The organism is Pseudomonas sp. F2, from assembly GCF_057174385.1.
In genome coordinates, this window is the sequence record NZ_CM169904.1 from 1,743,315 (window position 1) to 1,765,294 (window position 21,980).

The 21,980-nt window shown below is 61.1% G+C and carries 18 protein-coding genes and 1 pseudogene; 3 read left to right on the top strand and 16 right to left on the bottom strand.

Going from position 1 to position 21,980, the window contains the following annotated elements; all coding sequences use genetic code 11:
- Window positions 1-63: 63 nt before the first annotated feature.
- Window positions 64-1,176: a PilT/PilU family type 4a pilus ATPase gene (locus AC193Q_RS07690; protein ID WP_121185774.1), complete on the bottom strand. Its 1,113-nt coding sequence runs from the start codon at window positions 1,174-1,176 to the stop codon at window positions 64-66.
- A 133-nt stretch (window positions 1,177-1,309) separates the two neighbouring features.
- On the opposite strand from AC193Q_RS07690, the gene AC193Q_RS07695 reads away from it, so the two are divergent.
- Window positions 1,310-3,859 (top strand): PAS domain-containing hybrid sensor histidine kinase/response regulator, encoded by a 2,550-nt coding sequence (locus AC193Q_RS07695; protein WP_095669051.1) that lies wholly within the window; start codon window positions 1,310-1,312, stop codon window positions 3,857-3,859.
- 39 nt (window positions 3,860-3,898) lie between these two features.
- Complete coding sequence (locus tag AC193Q_RS07700; RefSeq protein WP_003225447.1) at window positions 3,899-4,174, top strand: peptidylprolyl isomerase; 276 nt, start codon at window positions 3,899-3,901, stop codon at window positions 4,172-4,174.
- 110 nt (window positions 4,175-4,284) lie between these two features.
- Here AC193Q_RS07700 and AC193Q_RS07705 read toward each other — a convergent pair whose 3' ends face one another.
- The 10 genes and pseudogenes from AC193Q_RS07705 to AC193Q_RS07750 form a co-directional block, all read right to left on the bottom strand.
- The gene (locus AC193Q_RS07705) at window positions 4,285-5,220 is read right to left on the bottom strand and encodes a sugar kinase (protein ID WP_121185776.1); all 936 of its coding nucleotides are present in this window, start codon (window positions 5,218-5,220) and stop codon (window positions 4,285-4,287) included.
- Window positions 5,221-5,359: 139 nt separating this feature from the next.
- Window positions 5,360-6,574: an amino acid deaminase gene (locus AC193Q_RS07710; protein ID WP_121185778.1), complete on the bottom strand. Its 1,215-nt coding sequence runs from the start codon at window positions 6,572-6,574 to the stop codon at window positions 5,360-5,362.
- Between the two features lie 43 nt (window positions 6,575-6,617).
- Entirely contained in the window at window positions 6,618-7,382 is a 765-nt protein-coding gene (locus tag AC193Q_RS07715) for an IclR family transcriptional regulator (RefSeq protein ID WP_047294799.1), read from the bottom strand.
- Between the two features lie 130 nt (window positions 7,383-7,512).
- Window positions 7,513-7,902 carry a RidA family protein gene (locus AC193Q_RS07720; RefSeq protein WP_007912330.1) on the bottom strand — a complete coding sequence of 130 codons (390 nt, stop codon included), beginning with the start codon at window positions 7,900-7,902 and terminating at the stop codon, window positions 7,513-7,515.
- Between the two features lie 29 nt (window positions 7,903-7,931).
- Window positions 7,932-8,729, bottom strand: a complete 798-nt coding sequence (locus tag AC193Q_RS07725) for an amino acid ABC transporter ATP-binding protein (protein ID WP_041064592.1) — start codon at window positions 8,727-8,729, stop codon at window positions 7,932-7,934.
- Window positions 8,726-9,388, bottom strand: coding sequence for an amino acid ABC transporter permease (locus tag AC193Q_RS07730; RefSeq protein ID WP_041064595.1), 663 nt, complete (start codon window positions 9,386-9,388; stop codon window positions 8,726-8,728). The genes AC193Q_RS07725 and AC193Q_RS07730 overlap by 4 nt, the downstream gene beginning before the upstream one ends.
- A 9-nt stretch (window positions 9,389-9,397) precedes the next feature.
- A complete protein-coding gene (locus AC193Q_RS07735; protein ID WP_003225455.1) occupies window positions 9,398-10,060 on the bottom strand; it encodes an amino acid ABC transporter permease in 663 nt (220 codons plus the stop codon).
- A 51-nt stretch (window positions 10,061-10,111) separates the two neighbouring features.
- A complete protein-coding gene (locus tag AC193Q_RS07740; protein ID WP_041064599.1) occupies window positions 10,112-10,960 on the bottom strand; it encodes a transporter substrate-binding protein in 849 nt (282 codons plus the stop codon).
- A 288-nt stretch (window positions 10,961-11,248) separates the two neighbouring features.
- A pseudogene (locus AC193Q_RS07745) lies at window positions 11,249-11,529 on the bottom strand (type II toxin-antitoxin system RelE family toxin).
- The gene (locus AC193Q_RS07750) at window positions 11,519-11,767 is read right to left on the bottom strand and encodes a type II toxin-antitoxin system Phd/YefM family antitoxin (protein ID WP_121185781.1); all 249 of its coding nucleotides are present in this window, start codon (window positions 11,765-11,767) and stop codon (window positions 11,519-11,521) included. Before AC193Q_RS07750 ends, AC193Q_RS07745 begins: the two are co-directional and overlap by 11 nt.
- 270 nt (window positions 11,768-12,037) lie before the next feature.
- Here AC193Q_RS07750 and AC193Q_RS07755 point away from each other — a divergent pair, with 270 nt between their 5' ends.
- Window positions 12,038-12,466, top strand: a complete 429-nt coding sequence (locus AC193Q_RS07755; RefSeq protein ID WP_121185783.1) for a thioredoxin domain-containing protein — start codon at window positions 12,038-12,040, stop codon at window positions 12,464-12,466.
- A 166-nt stretch (window positions 12,467-12,632) separates the two neighbouring features.
- Here AC193Q_RS07755 and AC193Q_RS07760 read toward each other — a convergent pair whose 3' ends face one another.
- The 5 genes from AC193Q_RS07760 to cobN form a co-directional block, all read right to left on the bottom strand.
- Window positions 12,633-14,192, bottom strand: a complete 1,560-nt coding sequence (locus AC193Q_RS07760) for a TerC family protein (protein ID WP_483879394.1) — start codon at window positions 14,190-14,192, stop codon at window positions 12,633-12,635.
- 311 nt (window positions 14,193-14,503) lie between these two features.
- Window positions 14,504-16,150: a phospholipase D-like domain-containing protein gene (locus AC193Q_RS07765; RefSeq protein WP_121185787.1), complete on the bottom strand. Its 1,647-nt coding sequence runs from the start codon at window positions 16,148-16,150 to the stop codon at window positions 14,504-14,506.
- A 156-nt stretch (window positions 16,151-16,306) separates the two neighbouring features.
- Window positions 16,307-17,038, bottom strand: coding sequence for a vWA domain-containing protein (locus AC193Q_RS07770; RefSeq protein ID WP_483879395.1), 732 nt, complete (start codon window positions 17,036-17,038; stop codon window positions 16,307-16,309).
- Window positions 16,966-17,964 carry a magnesium chelatase ATPase subunit I gene (locus AC193Q_RS07775; RefSeq protein ID WP_483879396.1) on the bottom strand — a complete coding sequence of 333 codons (999 nt, stop codon included), beginning with the start codon at window positions 17,962-17,964 and terminating at the stop codon, window positions 16,966-16,968. The genes AC193Q_RS07770 and AC193Q_RS07775 overlap by 73 nt, the downstream gene beginning before the upstream one ends.
- 164 nt (window positions 17,965-18,128) lie before the next feature.
- Window positions 18,129-21,977: a cobaltochelatase subunit CobN gene (cobN, locus tag AC193Q_RS07780; RefSeq protein ID WP_121185791.1), complete on the bottom strand. Its 3,849-nt coding sequence runs from the start codon at window positions 21,975-21,977 to the stop codon at window positions 18,129-18,131.
- Between the last annotated feature and the right edge of the window lie 3 nt (window positions 21,978-21,980).

A 21,980-nucleotide genomic window follows, 5' to 3' on the forward strand; every position in this document is an offset into this window, starting at 1 on the left:
CGATAGTAATGTGACTGATACACCGCTTTCGCGAGCAAGCTCGCTCCCCACCAGGGTCAGGTGTTAATCCATCAAGCCCCAGTCGCCTGATGTGGTGGGCGCGGGCGCCGGGCCCGCTTCGGCATGCAGTTTCAAACGCAGGCGCAGATTGTTTTGTGAATCGGCATGCTTGAGCGCTTCGTCCTCATTGATCACGCCCTCCACCACCAGCGCATACAGCGCCGCGTCGAAGGTCTGCATGCCGACCTCGCCGGACTTCTCCATGATGCCTTTGAGTTCGCCCAATTCGTTGCGGCGGATCAGGTCGGCAATGGTCGGCGTGCCGAGCATCACTTCGACCGCTGCGCGGCGCTGACCGTCCAACGTGCGCACCAGACGTTGCGAGACGAACGCTTTGAGATTGTTGCCCAGCGCATGCAGCAACTGCGGGCGGCGCTCTTCGGGGAACAGATTGACGATGCGGTCCAGCGCCTGATTGGCGTTGTGCGCATGCAGCGTCGACAGCACCAGGTGCCCGGTATCGGCGAACGTCAGCGCATGTTCCATGGTTTCGCGGTCACGGATTTCACCGATCAGCACCACGTCCGGGGCCTGGCGCAGGGTGTTTTTCAGCGCCGCATGGAAACTGCGGGTATCGACGCCGACTTCGCGTTGATTGATGATCGAGCGCTTGTGTCGATGGATATACTCCACCGGGTCTTCGATGGTGATGATGTGCCCGCTGCTGTGGCGATTGCGATGGTCGATCAGTGCGGCCAGCGAGGTCGACTTGCCGGAGTCGGTGGCGCCAACGAACAGGATCAGCCCTTGTTTGAGCATCACTGTATCCAGCAGCACCGGCGGCAGTTTGAGGTCTTCGAAGCGCGGGATATCGAGTTTGACGTTGCGGATCACGATTGACACATCGTTGCGTTGCTTGAAGATGTTCAGGCGAAAACGTCCGACACCGGTGCGGGAAATCGCCAGGTTCATTTCCAGATCCCGATCGAACTCACGCCGCTGCTCGGCGTCCATCAGGGAGTTGGCGATGGCCTCGACCTCACCGGGTTTGAATGGCTGCTCGCTGAACGGCGTCAGCACGCCATCGATACGCGCACTGGGTGGCGCTCCCGTGGACAGAAACAGATCCGAGCCGTGCTGGCTCGACAGACGGAGCAACAGTGCATCGATTTCCATGGCAATAAGCACCCGCGAAGCATTCAATGAACAGAAATGACCCGCTGTCGTGACGTAACGGGTCATACAGCGTCTACCGCAAGTGCAAGAATAGTAGATGCCAACGCACTGACCGACGCTCAGGATAGATGTGATGAACGCAGCACCCACCCCCGATGACGCCCAAGCCCTGATCGCCCGTATCGACTGGAGCCGCACTCCGCTGGGCGCCGCCGGCACCTGGCCGCAAAGCCTGCGCACCGCGGTGGATATAGTGATTCACTCGCCGATGCCGATGCTGCTGTTGTGGGGGCCGCAGCTCACGCAGATCTACAACAACGGCTTCGCGATGCTCGCCGGCAGCAAGCATCCGCACGCTTTCGGACAGCCAGCGCACCTGATATGGCCAGAACTTCAGGACTTTACCGACCCGATTTATCGAGCCGTCCTACAAGGCCAGGTGCGCACCTACAGCGAACGGCGATTTACCCTGCAACGCGAAGGCAAGGAGTCCGACTTCTGGCTGGACCTGACTTACAGCCCCATCCGCGATGAAGATGCACAAGTGGCCGGAATTCTGGTCACAGCCATCGAAACCAACGAGCGCCGGCGTATCGCCCTTGAACTGCAACGTCGTTCCGAAGAAAGCCTCAAGGCCCAGCGCGACACCGAGGAGCGCCTGCAACTGGCGCTGGCCGCTACCGATGCCGTCGGCACCTGGGACTGGGACATCGGTGAAGACCGCTTCATCGCCGATGCCCATTTCGCCCAACTGCACGGCATTGATCCGGCGCTGGCCAGTCAACTGCCGATCAGCGATTACCTGCAAGGGGTGCACCCCGAAGACCGCGCGTTGATCGCCCGCAGCATCAAGCATTGCATTACCCACGGTACCGAATACGCCGAGGAATACAGGCTGCTCAAAGCCGACGGCGAACTGCGCTGGGTGTTTGCCCGTGGCCGCTGTTACAAGGACCACCACGGGCGACCCGTGCGTTTCCTCGGCGCCGCGCTGGACCTCACCGAGCGCAAACACACCGAGCAGGCGCTGCGTCAAAGCCAGACCGAATTGCAGCTGATCATCAACGCGATGCCGATCCTCATCAGTTACGTCGACCACGAAGAGCGCTTCCGCTTGAACAACGCCGCGTATCTGGACTGGTACGGCCTCACGCCTCAGGAATTGTATGGCCGCACCATTCGCGAAGTGATCGGCGAAGAAGCCTATTTCCTGCGCGCGCCGTACATCGCCGAGGCGCTCGCCGGGCGTCCCTGCTCGTTCAGCCTGTACACCCCGCACCGTGACGGCAGCAGCCGTCATGCGCTGATGAATTACCTGCCGCGCCACGGCGCCGATGGCTCAGTCAACGGTTTCTATATTTTCGTGATCGACGAGAGTGAACGGAAAAAGACCGAAGAGGCACTGCGCAACCTCAATGAAACCCTTGAGGAACGAGTCAGCGCCCGTACCGAACAACTGGCCCAGGCCAATCAGCGCCTGCAGAACGAGATGTTCGAACGCGAGCGCGCCGAAGATGCGTTGCGCCATGCGCAGAAAATGGAAGCGGTCGGCCAGCTCACCGGCGGTATCGCCCACGACTTCAACAACATGCTCACCGGGATCATCGGCAGCCTCGACCTGATGCAGCGTTACATCGCCGACGGCCGCGCCGAGGAAATCGGCCGTTTCACCGAAGCGGCGGTGTCGTCGGCCAACCGTGCAGCCGCCCTGACCCATCGCCTGCTGGCGTTCTCCCGTCGGCAATCGCTGGATCGCAAGACCCTCAACGTCAACGAACTGATTCATTCGCTGGAAGATTTGATCCGCCGCACCAAGGGTGACCCGATCGAACTCACGCTGCGCCTGGCCGACGATGTGTGGCCGATCAGCACCGACGTCAGCCAACTGGAAAACGCCCTGCTCAACCTGGTGATCAACGCCCGCGACGCCATGCCCGACGGTGGCGAACTGCTGATCGAAACCGCCAACGTCTACCTCGACGGCAACGACATCACCACCCTTGAACCGGTCAAGGCCGGCGACTACCTGATGCTGGCGGTCAGCGACAACGGCACCGGCATGACGCCATCAGTGCGCGCCAAGGCCTTCGATCCGTTCTTCACCACCAAACCGATTGGTCAGGGCACGGGTCTCGGGCTGTCGATGATTTATGGCTTCGCCCAGCAATCGGGTGGCCATGTCAGCCTCGACAGTTTGCCGAATCAGGGCACCTGTGTGCGCCTGTACTTGCCGCGCCTGAACCTGCTGGAGCCCGAACGGCCAGTCGTGGAAACCCTCAGTGCAGCGCCGACGGCCACTTGCGGGGAAACCGTGGTCGTGGTCGAAGATGACCCAGCGGTGCGCATGCTGGTGCTCGACCTGCTCAAGGAGCTGGGTTACCTCGCCCACGAAGCGGCCGATGCCAGCGCCGCCCTGCCGCTGCTGGAATCGGAGTTGCGTGTGGACTTGCTGGTGACCGACGTTGGTCTGCCGGGGATGAACGGCCGGCAACTGGCGGAAATCGCCCGCCAGCATCGCCCGGGATTGAAGGTGCTGTTCATGACCGGTTATGCGCAGAAAGCCGCGGAGCGTCAGGGCTTTCTCGAGGACGGCATGGACATGGTGGCCAAGCCGTTTTCGATTGAAGTGCTGGCGAACAAGATCCGCGAGATGATCAACCAAACGCCGTCACTTGAGGCATAATCCCGCGCCCCGCCGTCACCCCGTTACAGGTATCGCACGATGAAAGCCCAAGCCCGCCACATTCTGGTGAAAACCGCCGAAGAGGCCGAACAGCTCAAACAACGCATTGCCAAGGGCGAAGCGTTTGATGTGCTGGCGAAGAAATACTCGACCTGCCCGTCCGGCAAGCGCGGCGGCGATCTGGGTGAAGTGCGGCCGGGCCAGATGGTCGGCGCGATTGATGCGGTGATTTTCAAGAAACCGTTGCGCACAGTGCACGGACCGATCAAGAGCAAGTTTGGCTATCACCTGGTGCAGGTGTTTTTCCGCGATTGACTTGATTGCCCCACCTCCCCTGTAGGAGCTGCCGCAGGCTGCGATCTTTTGATTTTGCTTTTACAAGATCAAAAGATCGCAGCCTGCGGCAGCTCCTACAGGGATAGTTGTCAGCCCTTAGAGATTAACGCTCCCGGGAACTGGATGACCCGACTTGCCAGCCAATGCCCCGCCTGCGCCGCCTCGACCGGACTGCCACCCGACAACCGCCTGGCCAGATACGCCGCACTGAACGAATCCCCCGCCGCCGTAGTATCCACGACCTTCTCGACCTTCTGCGCCGGCACTTCGAACGCCTCGCCATCACAACGAATCAGGCACGCCTCGGCGCCACGTTTGAGCACCACTTCCGGCGTGCCGATCTGCGCGTACGCCTCAAACACCGTGTCGCAATCGGCAAAATGGAACAGTGCCTGCTCGTCATCGACGGTCAGCAATGCCAGATCGACATGCGGCAACACACTGCGATAGGCCGCCCGCGCCTCTTCCTGTGACGCCCACAAACGTGGCCGATAGTTGTTATCGAAGACGATCCGCGCATCGCGCTGCCGGGCTTCGATGAGGGTCTGGATCAAACGCTCACGGCCCTTGGCGCCAAGCACAGCGAGGGTGATGCCGCTGAAATACAGCACGTCGTAATCCGGCAGCGCTGCAAGAATCGGCTCCGCCGCCGGAGTGGTAAAGCAATCGCGCACCGCCGCCTCATTGCGCCAGTAGAGGAAACGTCGCTCGCCGTTGGCGTCGGTCTGGATGCAGTACAGGCCCGGCAATCGACCGGGCAGACGCTGCACCATGTCGAGGCCAATGCCTTCATCGGCCCAGCTCTGGCACATGGCATCGCTGAAGCTGTCGTCGCCCAGCGCGGTGACGTAATCGACCTGGGCGTTGTCGCCGAGGGCGCGGGACAGGTACACCGCCGTGTTCAACGTATCGCCGCCGAAGCTTTGCTGCAGGCTGCCGTCGGCGCGGTGCTGGAGTTCGATCATGCATTCGCCGATCAGGGCGATGCGCGGGGTGTTCGGGCCCAGGGGGCTGAGGGTGGTCATCGGGTGGCGTCTCTGCTGATTCGGTGGTGTTTGATCTGGCCTCTTCGCTGGCAAGCCAGCTCCCACACAATCTTCACAACTCATGAGATTCCTGTGGGAGCTGGCTTGCCAGCGAATCGCCGCAACGCGGTCTCAAGCCTTAGAAACAAGTCCCCATGTTCTCGACCACCGCTAACTGCTCATCCACCAACAACCCCACCCGCCACTTGTCGAAGGTCAGACACGGGTGCGAGGTGCCGAAGGAAATGATATCGCCGACCCGCAACTCAACCCCGGGCGCCACACTCATGAACGCATGCTGGTCCATCACCGCCGTCACCTTGCACGTGCCGACATCGTCGCCGACCGCCGGCACAACGCCGGCCTTGTAACGCAGCAACGGCACCGGCAAACCGGCATCGAATGCCACGTCGCGCTTGCCGAGGGCGATCACCGCAAAACCCGGTTCCGGCAGCGATTGCACGTGGGCCCAGACTTCCAGCGCCGGACGCAGGCCTTCGTGCAGATCACTGCGACGATCCAGCACGCAGCATTGCGCATCCTTGTAGATGCCATGGTCATGGGCGACATAACTGCCCGGGCGCAGCACGCTGAGGAAGCGTCCGCTCGCATTCTGCGTCTCAAACGACTCGGCGATCAGGTCGTACCACGCCGAACCCGAGGCAGTGATGATTGGCTTGGCAATGGCAAACGCGCCGCTGTCCTGCAACTGCACCGCCAGCCGCACCAGCGACGCAGCAAATTCGCGAATGCCGCTGACCGCGTGATCACCGTGGATCACCCCTTCGTAACCTTCGATGCCGGTCAGGGCCAGCGCCGGTTGCGCGTTGATCGCTTGGGCCAGTGCGATGACTTCCTGCTCGCTGCGGCAACCGCAACGGCCACCGACCACGCCGTACTCGATCATCACGTTCAACTTCACGCCGCGCGAAGCGAAGTAGGCGCCCAGATCGGCGACGTTGTCCGGGTGATCGACCATGCAGTAGAAATCGAAATCCGCATCGGCCAGCAGATCGGCAATCAGCGCCATGTTCGGCGTGCCGACCAGTTGGTTGGCCATCAACACCCGCCGCACGCCGTGGGCATACGCCGCGCGGGTCTGCGTGGCGCTGGCGAGGGTGATGCCCCACGCGCCGGCGTCGAGCTGACGCTGGAACAGCGCCGGGGTCATGCTGGTTTTGCCGTGGGGCGCGAGTTCGGCGCCGCTGTCGCTGACGAACGTCTGCATCCAGCGAATGTTGTGCTCCAGCGCCTCGCGGTGCAGCACCAGCGCCGGCAGGCTGACGTCACGCACAAGGTGCGCGCCAATGGCAGCGGCGCCCTTTTCCACAGCGGTATTGATGGCAGTCGTCATGGTCAAACTCCTCGCATTCAGTCGCGGCCGCAGGCCGCCGCGGTTATTCGTTGATACGCCGGGCGAGGCTGTTGGCGCTCTCGATCAGCACCCGGCGATAGTCGTCGTAATTGTTTTTCGCATCGGCCCGTGGGGCGACGATGCACAGGGTGCAGATGGCCACGCCACTGGGGTCTTTGACCGGCGCAGCGAAGCAATGGGTGAAGGTGTCGGCCACGCTGTCGAAGGAGAAGAAACCGTCGATCCCGGCCTGCCGAATTTCCGCCAGAAAGCGCTCCAGCGGCAGTCGTTCGCCGTCGGGCAGGATGTAGTCGTCTTCGTCGATCAGGTCGATGATCTGTTGGTCGCTCAAATGCGCCAGCAACAGGCGTCCGGATGCAGTCCACGGGATCGGCGCGTTTTCGCCGATGTCGGACGAAATGCGGAAATGCCGCTCGCCCTCCTTCATCAACGCCACCGTGTATTTGCGCCCGTTGAGCAGGCACATCTGCGCGGTTTCCCGGGTCTGGCTGACGATGTCCTGCAAGGCATGATCGGCCTCGCGACTGAGGTCGAAATGGCGCAGGTGCGCCTGCCCGAGGAAGTACAACTGACGACCGAGATAGACGTGCCCGTCCTTGCCCACCGGCTCCAGAATCCGTCGCTCCAGCAACGACGCCACCAGTTCGTAGACCGTGGATTTCGGGCTGCCGATACCGTTGGCGATGTCATTCGGACGCAGCGGCTGGCCGATCTCCTTGAGGAAATCGAGGATATCGAACGCCCGGTCCAGACCACGGGCCCGGCGTTTGATGGTGTCTTCGGTCATGTCAGTACTCACTCAAAATGCCTCTGTAGGAGCTGCCGCAGGCTGCGATCTTTTGATCTTGCCTTCGTGGTGCATCCAAAATTGCCAAAAGATCGCAGCCTTCGGCAGCTCCTACAAGAGCCGACGACAATCAGGCCTTTTTCTTGTACGCGATGCAATCGATCTCGACCTTGCAATCGACCATCATGCTCGCCTGCACACAGGCCCGCGCCGGGGCATGTTCAGGCTTGAAGTACTCGCCGAAAACCTTGTTGAAACTGCTGAAATCCCGGGGATCGTCCAGCCACACCCCGGCCCGCACCACATCCTCCAGGCCATAACCGGCCTCCTCGAGAATCGCGATCAGGTTCTTCATGGTCTGGTGGGTCTGCTCGACGATGCCGCCAACGATGATCTCGCCATCCACTGCCGGCACCTGGCCGGACACGTGCAGCCAGCCGTCCGCTTCAACGGCGCGTGCGAAAGGACGTGGCTGACCGCCAGCGGCCGTGCTGCCGGTGCCGTATCGAGTAATGCTCATGGGTAATTCTCCTGATTACAAAGCAAAAATTAGAACCGCGTGCTCTTGAGAAACTCAGCCAGACGCGGCGATTGCGGGCGTTCGAACAGCTCCTTGGGAGGCCCCTGCTCTTCGATCCGCCCCTGATTCATGAAAACAATCTTGTCGGAGACCTCGAAGGCGAAACGCATTTCGTGGGTCACCAGCAGCATGGTCATGCCGTCTTCGGCCAGTCCCTTGATCACGTTCAACACTTCACCGACCAGCTCCGGATCGAGGGCCGAGGTGACTTCGTCGAACAGCATCAGGCTCGGGTTCATCGCAATCGCCCGGGCAATCGCCACGCGCTGTTGCTGACCGCCGGACAACTGCCCGGGAAAGTGATTGCGCCGCTCCAGCAGGCCGACTCGCTCCAGCCATTTCTCGGCCAGCGCGACGGCTTGGTCCTTGTGCATTTTTTTCACCTTGAGCAGACCGAGGGTGACGTTCTGCAAGGCTGTCAGATGCGGGAACAGATTGAATTGCTGGAAGGCCATGCCGGTCATGGCGCGATGGCGGGCAATGACTTTTTCCGCGTGGCGCACACGTTTACCGCCGACCTCGTCATAGCCGATGGACTCGCCGTCGAGCAGGATCTGCCCGCCCTGGAACTCTTCGAGCATGTTCACGCAGCGCAGCAAGGTGGTCTTGCCCGAACCGCTGGAGCCGATCAGCGTCACGACGTTGCCACGCTGCATGCTCAGATCGACGCCCTTGAGCACTTCGACTGCGCCGTACTGTTTGTGCAGGCCACGGATATCCAGCAGTGGCTGGCCATTTGAAACGTTGGAAACTTGAGCTTGAGTCATGGCAGGGCCACCCGCTTTTCAATGTGCCGGCCGAGTAATTCGATGCCGTAGTTGATGACGAAGAACAGAAAACCGGCGAACAGGTAGAACTCCAGAGTCATGAAGGTCCGGGCGATGATCTGTTGGGTGCTGAGCAGCAGTTCGGCGACGCCGATCACCGAGAGCAAGGTCGACGCCTTGACGATTTCGGTGGACGAGTTGACCCAGGTCGGCAGGATCTGCCGCAGCGCTTGTGGCAGCAACACATAACCGAGGGACTGATAGAACGTCAGGCCAATCGCCTTGCTCGCTTCCATCTGCCCACGCGGCAAGGCCTGCAAGGCACCGCGCACGATCTCGGCAACGTGCGAGCCGCAAAACAGCGTGAGACCCAGCGCACCGGCCTGAAACGCGCTGATCTGCCAACCGAGCGCCGGCGCCATGTAGAAGCAGGCCAGCACCAACACAAACACCGGCGTACCGCGAATCAGGTCAACGTAAAAACGAAACGGCGCGCGCATCCAGAACTTGCCGTAAGTCAGCACCAGACCGGCGACGACGCCGAGCAGCGTGCCGAACAGAATCGCCAGCGCCGACACCTGCACACTGGTCAGAAACCCTTGCAACAAGGTCTCGCGAGCGACCCACAACTCATGTAACCAACTGGGGGATTCGTACATCGCAGCCTCCTATCGGCGGATTGCCAGACGCTGCTCGAGGTAACGCAGCAGCATGGCAATGAGGTAACAGGCCGCGACATACAACGCCGTGGTCACCAGCCAGGTTTCGATCACCCGGTAGCTTTCGACGTTGATCTTGCGCGCGTAGTAGGTCAGCTCCGGCACTGCAATCGCGGCGGCCAGCGAGGTGTCCTTGAACAGCGAAATGAAGTTGTTCGACAGCGCCGGCAACACGTTGCGCAGCATGACCGGCACGGTCACGTAGGCTTTGACCTGCCATTCACCGAGTCCGATCGCCAGCCCCGCTTCACGCTGGCCTTTGGGGATGCTCAGCAAGCCGCCACGGAACACCTCGGTCAGATAGGCACCGGCATACAGCGACAACGTGATGATGAACGACGGGATCTTGTCCAGACGGATCCCCAGGCTCGGCAAGGCGAAGTAGATCAACAGAATCAACACCAGAATCGGCGTATTCCGCACCACCGTGACGTACACCGAGGCCAGCACCCGCAAGGCGCGATGCTTCGAGAGCAAGGCAAACGCCATCAGCAGGCCGATCACGCAGCCGATGGCAATCGACACCAACGCCAGTTCAAGACCCAGACCGAGCCCCGCCAGCAAGGTGTCGAAATCGCGCCACACGGCAGCAAAGTTCAACTGATAGTTCATGGTCAGCAGTACCTTGAGCGGGGCGATTTGTATCGCCCCACTCTCACGGGATCATTTGAATTCGACAGGGAAACCGATCGCAGGCGACGGCAGGTCGACACCGAACCATTGCTTGAAGGATGCCGCGTAAGTCGGGAACTCAACGCCGGTCATGGCTTCATGCAGCGTGGTGTTGACGAAGTTCAGCCAATCCTGATCGCCGCGCTTGACCGCGCAGGCGTAGGTCTGCGGGCTCCACGCGTAGGTCGGGCTGCGGTAGCGGCCAGGGTTCTGCACCATCAGGTATTTGACCGACGACTGATCGGTAGCGGCGGCATCGGCACGGCCGGAGTTCACCGCCTGATACATCAGATCAACGCTGTCGTACTGATCGACCTTGGCCTTGGGCAGCGCCTGGTGCACCAGTTCTTCGGCATAGACGTTTTGCAGCACGGCCACCGTGACGCTGTCACCGGCAGCCTGCAGGTCTTCGATTTCCTTGTACTTGCTGTTGGCCGGCAGTAGCAGGCCGACGCCTTCGCGGTAGTACGGCAAAGTGAACGCCACTTGCTGCGCACGGCTGGCGGTGACGGTGATGAACTGGCAGCTCATGTCGACCTTGTCGGTCAGCAGGTTGGGAATCCGCGCATCGGACGACTGCACGACGAACTCGACCTTGTTCGGGTCATTGAACAAACCCTTGGCCACCATCCTGGCGATGTCGATATCAAAGCCCTGCAACTTGCCGTCCGCACCCTGAAAGTGCCACGGCGCATTGGTGCTGCCGGTGCCGACAATCAGCTTGCCCCGGGCCAGAACACTGTCGAGTTTGCTGTCGGCTGCCTGGGCCATGCCCATGGCAGCGGACGAAGCCGCAAGAACAAAAACACACGCTTTGAACAACGAAGGACGGCGATGCATGGCAAGCACTCCAGGATGATGTTTATTCCGCTATACCGGAATACGGTTTGTTACTACGGAATAGACAGCAGAAAGTGTGCCACAGGATTCAAAGGGAATCTGCGCTGAGTTGAAATGTTTTTGGAATCAACAGGATGCGGGAAATGCGAGGAATGGTGTTACATGAATGTACTGATGGGCTGCGCTACTTTAGGCTACAAATCGCGAGTAGCTGGTTCCCAGATGGGAGCATCGACGACTATTTCGGTGCAAATGTGTTTGGCGTTTGAACGCGCCCTCTCTCCTTATCTATCGGCTAGCGGCTTTGTCGTAAACCTCTCCCCGCTCTCTTCTCCCTACCGCAATCACGGTAACAACCAAAACCTCGTTCTTTACGCGATAGACCAGCCTGTATCCAGCACTGCGAAGCTTGATTTTGTAAGCGTTTCCCAACCCTCGAAGTCGATCGGCAGGAACGTGAGGGTTGACCAGACGTGTAGCGAGCTTTCTTTTGAACTGATCTGTAATGCTGAATCAAGCTTTTTCCATTCTCTCCACGCTTTCTCGGAAAACTCCAGCTCATAGGTCATCTATAGAGAGCTTAATGGTTGGGTCGTTTTCTCGCTCCTTGCATAGTGCGATCAGTTCCAGGTCCTCAAGACGATTCATCATCGCCTCATACTCCTTCGCGGGCACACAATAAAACGCCGGCTCATTTCGATTGAGGATTGCAACAGACTGGCCGCCACCGGCGGCCACGGTACCCATGGGATTTCTTTTCAATTCAGAAATACTCGCAACGATATTGGAAAGAACTACGTGAGTCATGATGGTGCTCCCTGGAGTGCTGTTAATGGTGCTAGCACTCCAAGACGGCTTCGACGTCTATCGCTTATTCCCACCTTCTCTTTTATTGAGTGAAAAAAGGTATCACGTCCCGACATTCCACATTTCTGGGCTTCGTGTCGGGCCGGTCCTTCATAAAAGTGGGAAAAATCTCGCGAATCCACAGGCCACCTGTAATTTCTGACAGTAGACCTGTTCTTCACCCTTCTTTAACGTCATCGAACCTTCGAGGTCGTTGAAAAGGAGTTCTCAATGAGCGCTGCCAATACCATTTCCAATCTGGCCCCGGTTTATCGCAAAGCCCTGAAAACCTGGCGCCCGGTGATCCTGTACTTCGCCAATGAACACTGTCCTGCCTGCGAATGGGCCGGGCCGGTGTTTCGAGAAATTGCCGAGCCATATCGGCTGCGAGCGAATATCTACATGCTCAATACCCGTGAGTCGCCGCGCCATCCGTTGGTCACCGGCACGCCGACGGTGCTGTTCTACAAGAACGGCAAGTTGCTGAAGAAGCTCAAGGGCATCGGCACAGAGGAAACACTGGCTGCGGACTTTGCCCGGCATATTGGCAGGACTAGGGCACCGGTGGTGCAGCAGAAACCACGACATGACCTGCCGTGGTTGCGCCGCACATTGAGCAGGCTCTGCACAATCACGCGTGCGCATCGGCGGGTGATTTGAGGCAGTGCATTTGCCGTAATCGTTACGGCGTCTGACACATCGCTTTCGCGGGCAAGCCCGCTCCCACAGGGGTCAACGTTGTTCACACATTCCGTGTACGACGCGTGCACTGTGGGAGCGGGCTTGCCCGCGAAGGGGCCGGCACCGTCAGCGCAAGGCTGCTGCCTTACGCAGAATCGCGCACCAGCAACACCTGCGTCACCCGTCGTTCCTCAACGGCTTTGACGGTCATCTGCCAGCCTTCGTACTGCAAGCGATCGCCGATCATCGGCAGGCGATCCAGCAGACTCATCACCAGCCCGGCCAACGTCTGATAATCCTCGGTTGGCTGCGCACCAAATCCGGTACGTTCACGCACACGCGTCAGATTCAGAGCGCCGTTGACCATGAACCCGCCCTGCTCTTCGATCACATCCGGGCCTTCGATTTCGCTGGCATCGGGCAGTTCGCCGGCAATCGATTCGAGGATGTCGGTCATGGTCAGCACGCCGACGAAGTCGCCAAACTCGTTGACCACAAAAGCAATGTGGGTCGACGCTGCGCGCATCTGCTCCAGCGCATTGAGGATCGAATAGCTGTCGAGCAGGTTGATGGTCTTGCGTGCGAGATGTTCCAGGTTCGGCTCAATGCCGCTCAGGTACTCCTTGAGCAATTCCTTCTTGTGCACGAAGCCCAACGGTTCATCCACGGCACCGTTGCGGATCAGCGGCAGACGCGAATAGGACGAGTGCATCAGTTTTGTCCGGATCGTTTCGGCGTCGTCGGCCAGATCGATGGTGTCAACGTCGGCGCGCACGGTCATCAGGTTGCGAATCGGGCGTTCGGCCAGTTGCAGCACGCCACTGATCATCACCCGCTCGCGCCGGTCGAACAGGTCTGCACTCGGGGCTTCGCCGTCATCCAGCAGATCGGAAATTTCCTCGCCGACCTCCTCCACTTCCAGCTTGCGTCCGCCCAGCAAGCGCATCACCGCGTGTGCCGTGCGCTCACGTAGCGGGCGCAGGCCTTGCATCGAACGTTTGCGTCGGGCCCGGGCGATCTGGTTGAACACCTCGATCAGGATCGAGAAGCCGATGGCCGCGTACAGATAGCCTTTCGGAATGTGGAAGCCCAGGCCTTCGGCGGTCAGGGCTAAACCGATCATCATCAGGAAGCCCAGACACAGCATGATCACCGTCGGGTGCGCATTGACGAAGCGGGTGAGCGGCTTGCTGGCCACAATCATCAGGCCGATGGAAATGATCACCGCGATCATCATCACCGCCAACTCGTCGACCATGCCGACGGCGGTGATTACCGCGTCCAACGAGAACACCGCATCGAGCACCACGATCTGCGCCACGATCGGCCAGAACAGCGCGTAAGCGGCGTTGGTCGAGCGCTGGCCGACGTGGCCTTCAAGCCGTTCGTGCAGCTCCATCGTCGCCTTGAACAGCAGGAACACACCACCAAACAGCATGATCAGGTCACGGCCGGAGAAGCTCTTGCCGAACACTTCGAACAACGGCTGCGTGAGGGTCACCAGCCAGGAAATGCTCGCCAACAGGCCCAGACGCATGATCAGTGCCAGCGACAGGCCGATGATCCGCGCACGATCACGCTGATGCGGCGGCAGTTTGTCCGCCAGAATCGCGATGAACACCAGGTTGTCGATACCCAGCACCAGTTCCAGCACGATCAGAGTCAACAAGCCTAACCAGGCCGTGGGATCCGCTAACCATTCCATAAAATGTCTCGATCTCTCTTCAGTAAATTCAGGCTGCCGGGCACGGCAAAGTGCAACGCGAAGGCTCTGAGGCTGCGTTGTCAACGATAGACGGGTGTCGGAAAACCGGATGCTGCGAGTGCGTCAAGACCGCGCCATGGCGCGAGGAGAAGGTACGACTGGGAGGCTCCAAGAGGGTGTTCATGCAAATCCTGAATGAAAAATGGCCTTGGAGCGTACAGGCTCCGACGACAATTCCTACAGAGCGAAATCATTTCAAAATCTGTATCAACTGACCACTGCCCCCCTGCGGCAGCTCCTACAGGAGTCTGTCATCGTCCGGCAAAGCGCAACCGCGACAACTGGCGCAAATCCCCCTCCACGTAGTAATCGTTGGTCCAACTGTCGTCCACCGCCAACGGACTCACCTGCTTCAGCTCGAGTTTTTTCGCGAAATAGCGGAAGCGGTAATGTTCATAAAACCGCAGCAATTCCAGACCGTAACGATCAGCCAGATCGGTGTCGCCGCGAATGATCAGGAAGTTCTCGTCATTGCCGTGACTGGCCGAAGTGCTGAGGTTGTGGCTGCCGCTGATAATCGTCGGCCTGTCGCTGGTGAAGTCGACGACCACCGCTTTGGTGTGCACCAACAGGTTGCCCTTCTGACCTTTCATGTTTTCTTTCAGCCAGCCTTCCAGCCCGGTGTTGAGCAAGGCGGTGGCGGCGAATTCGGCGCTGCGGTCGGCATGAAACCCGGTAATGCGGCTCGCGGTGTTTTGCAGGCCGTAACGCAGGATGTCGTCATGGGGCTTGCCAAGCAACGCATTGAGGATCGCGTCCGGCAAGGTGAATGCCGTGACAAACAGCACGTCCTTGCTGGCGGCCTCGATGATCTCGACAAACTCACGCAAATCGCCGCCACCGCTGCGTGGCGAGAACCCGGCGAACAGCGGCTGCGTCGGATCCATCGGGTTGTGCTCGGTGATCCAGTTGCGCGTCGCAGCAACGTCGGCGGGGTTGGCCCAGACCTCTTCGAACGTTTGCAAATAGCGCGTGGCAATGGTCACGTCATCAAGCGTATGCACCACATTGGCCTGGCGATACACGCCATTGGCGGTGAAATTGGTGCTGCCGCACAGCACCGCCTTCGGTTGACGCTGACCGACGCCATCGACCCGGCTGAGGACGATGAATTTGTCGTGGAAAATGTTGTGAGTGACCCGGCCACGCTTGTTCGCCGCTGGTAATTGGGCAAGGTTCGCTTCATTCAGGGTCGTATCGGGATCATCAGGCTGGGCGTGGTACAGCACGCGCACTTGCACCCCTCGCGCGAATGCCGCGTTCACGGCATCAATGATCGCCTGCAACTGATACTCGTAGATCGCAATGTCCAACGCCCACTGCGCGTCCACAGCCTGCTCGTTGAAGCTCAGCAATCGCGCCAGCAGTCCGTTCTCCAGCCACAGGCGCGCCGCGTCGGGCCAGGCTTCGATGGGCAGGTTCTTGTTGGCGCTGATCTGTGCGTCGAGGTCGGGAAATTTGCGCTGAAACGCCTGACTGGCAGCCACGGCGCGATTGAAGATCACGCTCTGATTGGCCAGGTGGCCGTCGTCGCTGGTGATGCTCAGCGCGAGCGATTCGCCCAGTAGCGGCGCGTCCGCCGTGCCGTAGGCCAGGTGCACGCGATAGTGCAGGGTCGTGCCCGGGTTGACGGCGTAATCGGCCCAGCGGAATTTCTGCAGCGGTGCCTTATCGCTGGGCGTGGCGTGATATTGCGGGAACGTGTGAACCTTGCCGGGAAACGTCAGGCTGTTGAACAGGAACAACCACGGTTTGTCGCCCTGCTGCTTTTCGATGGCAAACCCGAGCAAGCCATTACGGCGGGATTCGGCCAAGTCCATGGCGAGCAGCACGCCGTTGGTGCCGGCGTAGGCCTTGACGCGAAAATCGTCCTGAGAATTGGCGACCAGTACCCGCATGATTCACTCCTTGTGATTGGGCTGGGTGGAGCATAGAGCAGCGCTGCGGTTTTTGGTGATCCCGCATGGTCCGAGGCGATACCTTCGCGAGCAGGCTCGCTCCCACAGAGCAAGCGGTGTTCACCAACCTTGCTCGCGAAGAGGCCCGCTCAGACTTCACACATCATCGATATGCCGATATTCCGCATTCAGCACCGCCGCCAATTCCCGCGCCCGCGCCAGACGGATCGGCCCCCGCTCGATGTCGATCAGCAACCCCGGACACTCCAGCGGCAGCAGCGGCGGCAAGGTTTTCAAACGTCCGTCCGTGACCAGCAACAAGCGCTGCTGCTCGGCCGGAAAGCGCTTTTGTCGCTGCATCAGCCATTGCTGCGCCTGCGTCAACGCCGCCACCAATGGCGTGCCGCCGCCCGCGCCCAGTGTCTCCAGCCAGGTGCGCAAGCCACTTGAAGCCTTCAATCCTTGCACCTGCCATTGCGGCGCGCTGCCACTGGCGGTCAGCAAGGCCAGTCGCGCCCTTTGTCGATACGCATCATCAAACAATTGCGCGAGCAAACCCTTGGCATCGCTCAGTGCCTGATGCCGTCGCGTCGAAGCCGACGCATCGACGATCACCAGCCATAACTCATGGGGAGCACGCGTACGCAGCTGGAACTGCAAGTCCTCACGGGTTTGCGGCCGGCCGTTTAGCAGCGTCCCTGGCCAGTTCACCAGACCGCTGCGCGCAGCGTGGCGCTTGCCCTGGCGTCCGTAGTCGAGTCGTCCGGCGCGGGGTCTGGCATTCGCCCCCGCGTCGGATCGGGGACGAATGCCGGTTACTTTTTTGGCCAGCTCGGCACTTCGCGGCGTGCGCCAGTCGCCAGCGCCGGAGCAGGCATGTCGCCCCACTGCCCCTGCCCATCGCTTGGTTCGGCCTGGGTGCTGGTCTGGTTCTGCGCAGATGGTTGAGGGCTGGGCGAAGTGGCCCCACGACGGCGATGGCGCAGGGCAAATTCCGCCACCGCATCGATGTCTTGCTCGGCAATGGCTTCGACGCCGCGCCATGCCGCGTGGGCTCGGGCCGCACGCAGCCAGACCAGATCGGCCCGCAAGCCATCGACGCCGGCGGCAAAGCAGCGCTCGGTGATGCTCGCCAAAGCCTCGTCGTCCAGCGCAATGCGCGCCAAGGTGATGCGCGCCTGTTCGCAGCGTTCGCGCAGCGCTTGCTGCTCGGCTTCCCACTGCGCGCAGAACACCTGCGGGTCGCTGTCGAAATCCAGTCGGCGACGGATGATCTGCCCGCGTTCGGTCGGCGCGGTGTGGCCGCTGAGGGCGACGTTCAGGCCAAAACGATCCAGCAGCTGCGGGCGCAATTCGCCCTCTTCCGGGTTCATTGTGCCGATCAACACAAACCGTGCCGAATGCCGATGCGAGATGCCATCACGCTCGACCAGGTTGGTGCCGCTGGCCGCCACATCCAGCAGCAGATCCACCAGATGATCGGGCAACAGATTCACTTCATCGACGTACAGCACACCGCCGTCGGCCTTGCCCAGCACGCCGGGAGAAAACTGCGCACGACCTTCACTCAGCGCGGCATCCAGATCGAGGGTGCCGACCAGACGTTCTTCGGTGGCGCCCAGTGGCAAGGTGACGAACTGACCGCTGGCCAGCAGATCGGCGAGGCCACGGGCCAGAGTCGATTTAGCCATTCCGCGTGGGCCTTCGATCAGCACGCCACCGATTTTCGGGTCGATGGCGGTGAGGTATAGCGCGAGTTTCAAGTCATCAGCGCCGACCACGGCGGAGAGCGGGAAATGCGGGATGTCGGTCATCTTCAATACTCGGTCATGGTCGGTGATCTTTCGAAAATCGCTGGGAGCCACGTTGATCCCTGTGGGAGCGAGCCTGCTCGCGAAAGCGGTGTGCCAGCTACAAAAATACTGTCTGACACGACGCCTTCGCGTGCAAGCTCGCGCCCACAGGGGATTGCGGTGCATCAGGTGTCTTCTTCTATATCCAGCAGCAGGTTTTCCAGTGCTTCTTTATACACGCCGGGTTCCTGCCACATCCCGCGTTGCTGCGCTTCCAGCATGCGTTCGGTCATGTCGCGCAGGGCATGCGGATTGTGTTCACGAACAAAATCCCGGGTCGTCGGGTCGAGCAAATAGGCGTCGGCCAGCAACGCATATTGATGATCGTCGATCAGTTGCGTGGTGGCGTCGAAGGCGAACAGGTTATCGACTGTCGCCGCCAGTTCAAACGCGCCTTTATAGCCGTGACGTTTGACCCCGTCGATCCACTTCGGATTGGCCGCCCGCGAGCGGATCACCCGATTGAGTTCTTCTTTCAGGGTGCGGATTTTCGGCAGATCCGGCTGACTGTGATCGCCGTGATAACTCGCCGCCGCTTCCCCGCGCAGGGTTTCCACCGCCGCGAGCATGCCGCCCTGAAACTGGTAATAGTCGTTGGAATCGAGCAAGTCGTGCTCGCGATTGTCCTGATTCTGCAACACCGCCTGCACCTGGCTCAGGCGCTGGACGAACTGTTCGCGGGCGGCGGTGCCCTCATCCGCCCCGCCATAGGCGTAGGCGCCCCAGTTCAGGTAGACCTCGGCCAGATCCTCGCGACTCTGCCACAGGCGACCGTCGATGGCGCCCTGCACGCCCGCGCCATAGGCACCGGGTTTGGCGCCGAAAATCCGCCAGCCGGCCTGACGCCGCGCCGCGTCGGCATCCAGCCCCGATTGCAACAGCGCCTCGCGCTCGGCACGCACCTTCGCCGCCAGCGGGTTGAGGTCATCCGGTTCGTCCAGCGTCGCTACCGCTTGCACGGCGGCGTCGAACAGACGAATCAGGTTGGCAAAGGCATCGCGGAAAAAGCCCGAGACCCGCAGCGTGACGTCGACCCGTGGCCGGTCGAGCAGGCTCAGCGGCAGAATCTCGAAATCATCGACGCGCTGACTGCCGGTGGCCCACACCGGGCGCACGCCCATCAGCGCCATGGCCTGGGCGATGTCATCACCGCCGGTGCGCATGGTCGCAGTGCCCCACACCGACAGGCCGAGCTGACGCAGGTGATCGCCGTGATCCTGCAAATGCCGCTCGAGAATCAACGTCGCGGACTGGAAGCCGATGCGCCACGCGGTGGTGGTCGGCAGGTTGCGCACGTCCACCGAGTAGAAGTTGCGCCCGGTGGGCAGCACGTCGAGACGGCCACGGCTGGGCGCGCCACTTGGGCCGGCGGGGACGAAGCGGCCGTTGAGGGCGTCGAGCAGACCGCGCATTTCGGCGGGGCCGCAGGCGTCGAGGCGTGGGGCGATGACTTCGCGCAGGTTTTCAATGATCGCCCTCACTTCAGCCCAACACGCCCCTTGTGGGAGCGAGCTTGCTCGCGAAAGCGTCGTGTCAGTCGACATTGATGTACCTGACCCACCGCTTTCGCGAGCAAGCTCGCTCCCACAGGGGATTTGTAGTGCTTGGGCGATCAGTTGAGTAGCGAACAGTTCGAGGCGTTCGCGGGTATCGCCAGCGCTGCGCCAGACTTCGTCGCTGACGCTTTGCAGCTCCGCTGGGCGCGTGCCGCTCCATGGATCGGCAAGGGCGCAATCCAGCGGATCAAAGCTCAATTCAAACGCCTTGGCCAACGCCCGCAGCAGACTCGACTGTGCGCCTTTGCCGTCGCCACGCGGAATGCGCAGCAAAGCCAGCAAGGTATCGATACGCAAACGTCCGGTCGGCGATTCGCCAAAGATGTGCAGGCCATCGCGAATCTGCGATTCCTTCAGATCACACAGGTAGGTGTCCAGCCGCGGCAGCCAGATCGCGGCGTCGGCATCACTGTCCAGGCCCGCGTCGAGTTGCAGTTCGCGGTCGATCTGCGTCTCGCGCACCAGTTGCAGAATGTCGCGTTGCAGCTCTCGCGCACGACGCGGATCGAGCAGTTGCGCCTCGTAATATTCGTCGGCCAACAGTTCCAGATTGCGCAACGGGCCGTAGGTTTCGGCGCGGGTCAGCGGCGGCATCAGGTGGTCGATGATCACCGCTTGCGTGCGCCGTTTGGCCTGGGCGCCCTCGCCCGGGTCGTTGACGATAAACGGATAGATGTTCGGCAGCGGCCCGAGCAGCGCGTCCGGCCAGCAATTCTGCGAAAGCCCCACGCCCTTGCCCGGCAGCCATTCGAGGTTGCCGTGCTTGCCGACGTGAATCACCGCGTGCGCGCCGTAGGTGTTGCGCAGCCAGAAATAGAACGCCAGATAGCCGTGCGGCGGCACCAGATCCGGGTCGTGATACACCGCACTCGGATCGACCTGATAACCGCGCGCCGGCTGAATGCCGACGAAGGTCAGGCCGAAGCGCAGACCGGCGATCATCATTCGCCCGTCGCGGCACATCGGGTCGTTTTGCGGCGTGCCCCAGCGTTCCAGCACTGCCGCGCGATTGGCCTCGGGCAGCGCATTGAACATCGCCAGGTAGGCGTCCATCGCCAGACTTTGCTGACACGGGCGCAGGTCGATGCTGTCGAGGTCGTTGCTGACCCCGCCGAGTAATTGCTGGATCAACGCGGTGCCGCTGTCCGGCAACTCCGCGGTCAACGGAAAGCCGTCGGTCTGCAACGCGCGCAGGATATTCAACGCCGCCGCTGGCGTGTCGAGGCCGACGCCATTGCCGATGCGACCGTCGCGGGTCGGGTAGTTGGCGAGAATCAGTGCGATGCGTTTTTCAGCGTTCGGCAGCCGCGCCAGATCGCTCCAGCGCCGGGCCAGTTCAGCGACGAAATCCATGCGCTCGGGTTGCGCCCGGTAGCAGACTACGTCGGACTGACTGCGCTCGCTGCGCCAGGCCAGATCCTTGAAGCTGATCGGCCGGCTGATGATGCGCCCGTCGAGTTCCGGCAAGGCAATGTGCATCGCCAGATCTCGTGGCCCCAGACCCTGCTCGCTGTCGCGCCAGCCCGGCTCGTTGTCCTGGGCGCAGATCGCCTGAATCACCGGAATATTGCGCCGGAACGGCCGCAGGTGCGGCGCTTCCGGGCTGGATTGCGCGAAGCCGGTGGTATTGAGGATCACCGCAGCTTCGACCTCATCCAGCCAGTCCTCGACCACTGACAGACAGCCGGGTTCTTTCAGGCTGGCGACGGCGATCGGCAACGGATTGAGCCCCGCCGCCTGCAAGCGCTGGCAGAACACATCAATGAACGCGGTGTTCGCCGCTTGCAAATGCGAGCGATAAAACAACACCGCCGCGACCGGTTGACCGGGCAGCCATTCGGCTTGCCAGTCGCTCAGTGCGGCGGTGTTTTTCTGTGGGTGGTAAATCGCCGTGCGCGGCAACGCTTGCGGCTCGCCCCAGGCGTAGTCGCGCGCCAGCCAGCGGTTGGCCAGGCAATGGAAGAAGCCCAGCGCATTGCCCATGCCGCCCTGACGCAAAAACTGCCAGAGACGGTCGCGATCTTCGGCGGGTACGGTGCTCAGGTCACTGAGTTCCGGGTCGGGACGGTCATCCCCCGGTACCAGAATCACCTGCACCCCGCGCTCGGACAATTCCACCAGACGCTCGACGCCATAACGCCAGTAGGCGATGCCGCCGTGCAACGAAATCAGGATGACCTTGGCGTGCCGCAGCACCTCATCGACATACAGATCGACCGAGGCGTGATTCTGCACCTGCATCGGATTGGCCAGGCGCAGGCTCGGGTAATCCTCGGGCAGTTGCTGCGCCGCTTCGGCGAGCAGCGCCAGGCTGGAGTCGCCGCTGCACAGGATCACCAGCTCGGCGGGGGTTTGTCCAAGGTCGGCAATGTTGTCATCCGACACGAAACCGCCGGGCTGGGTCCTGAGCAGGTGCATGGC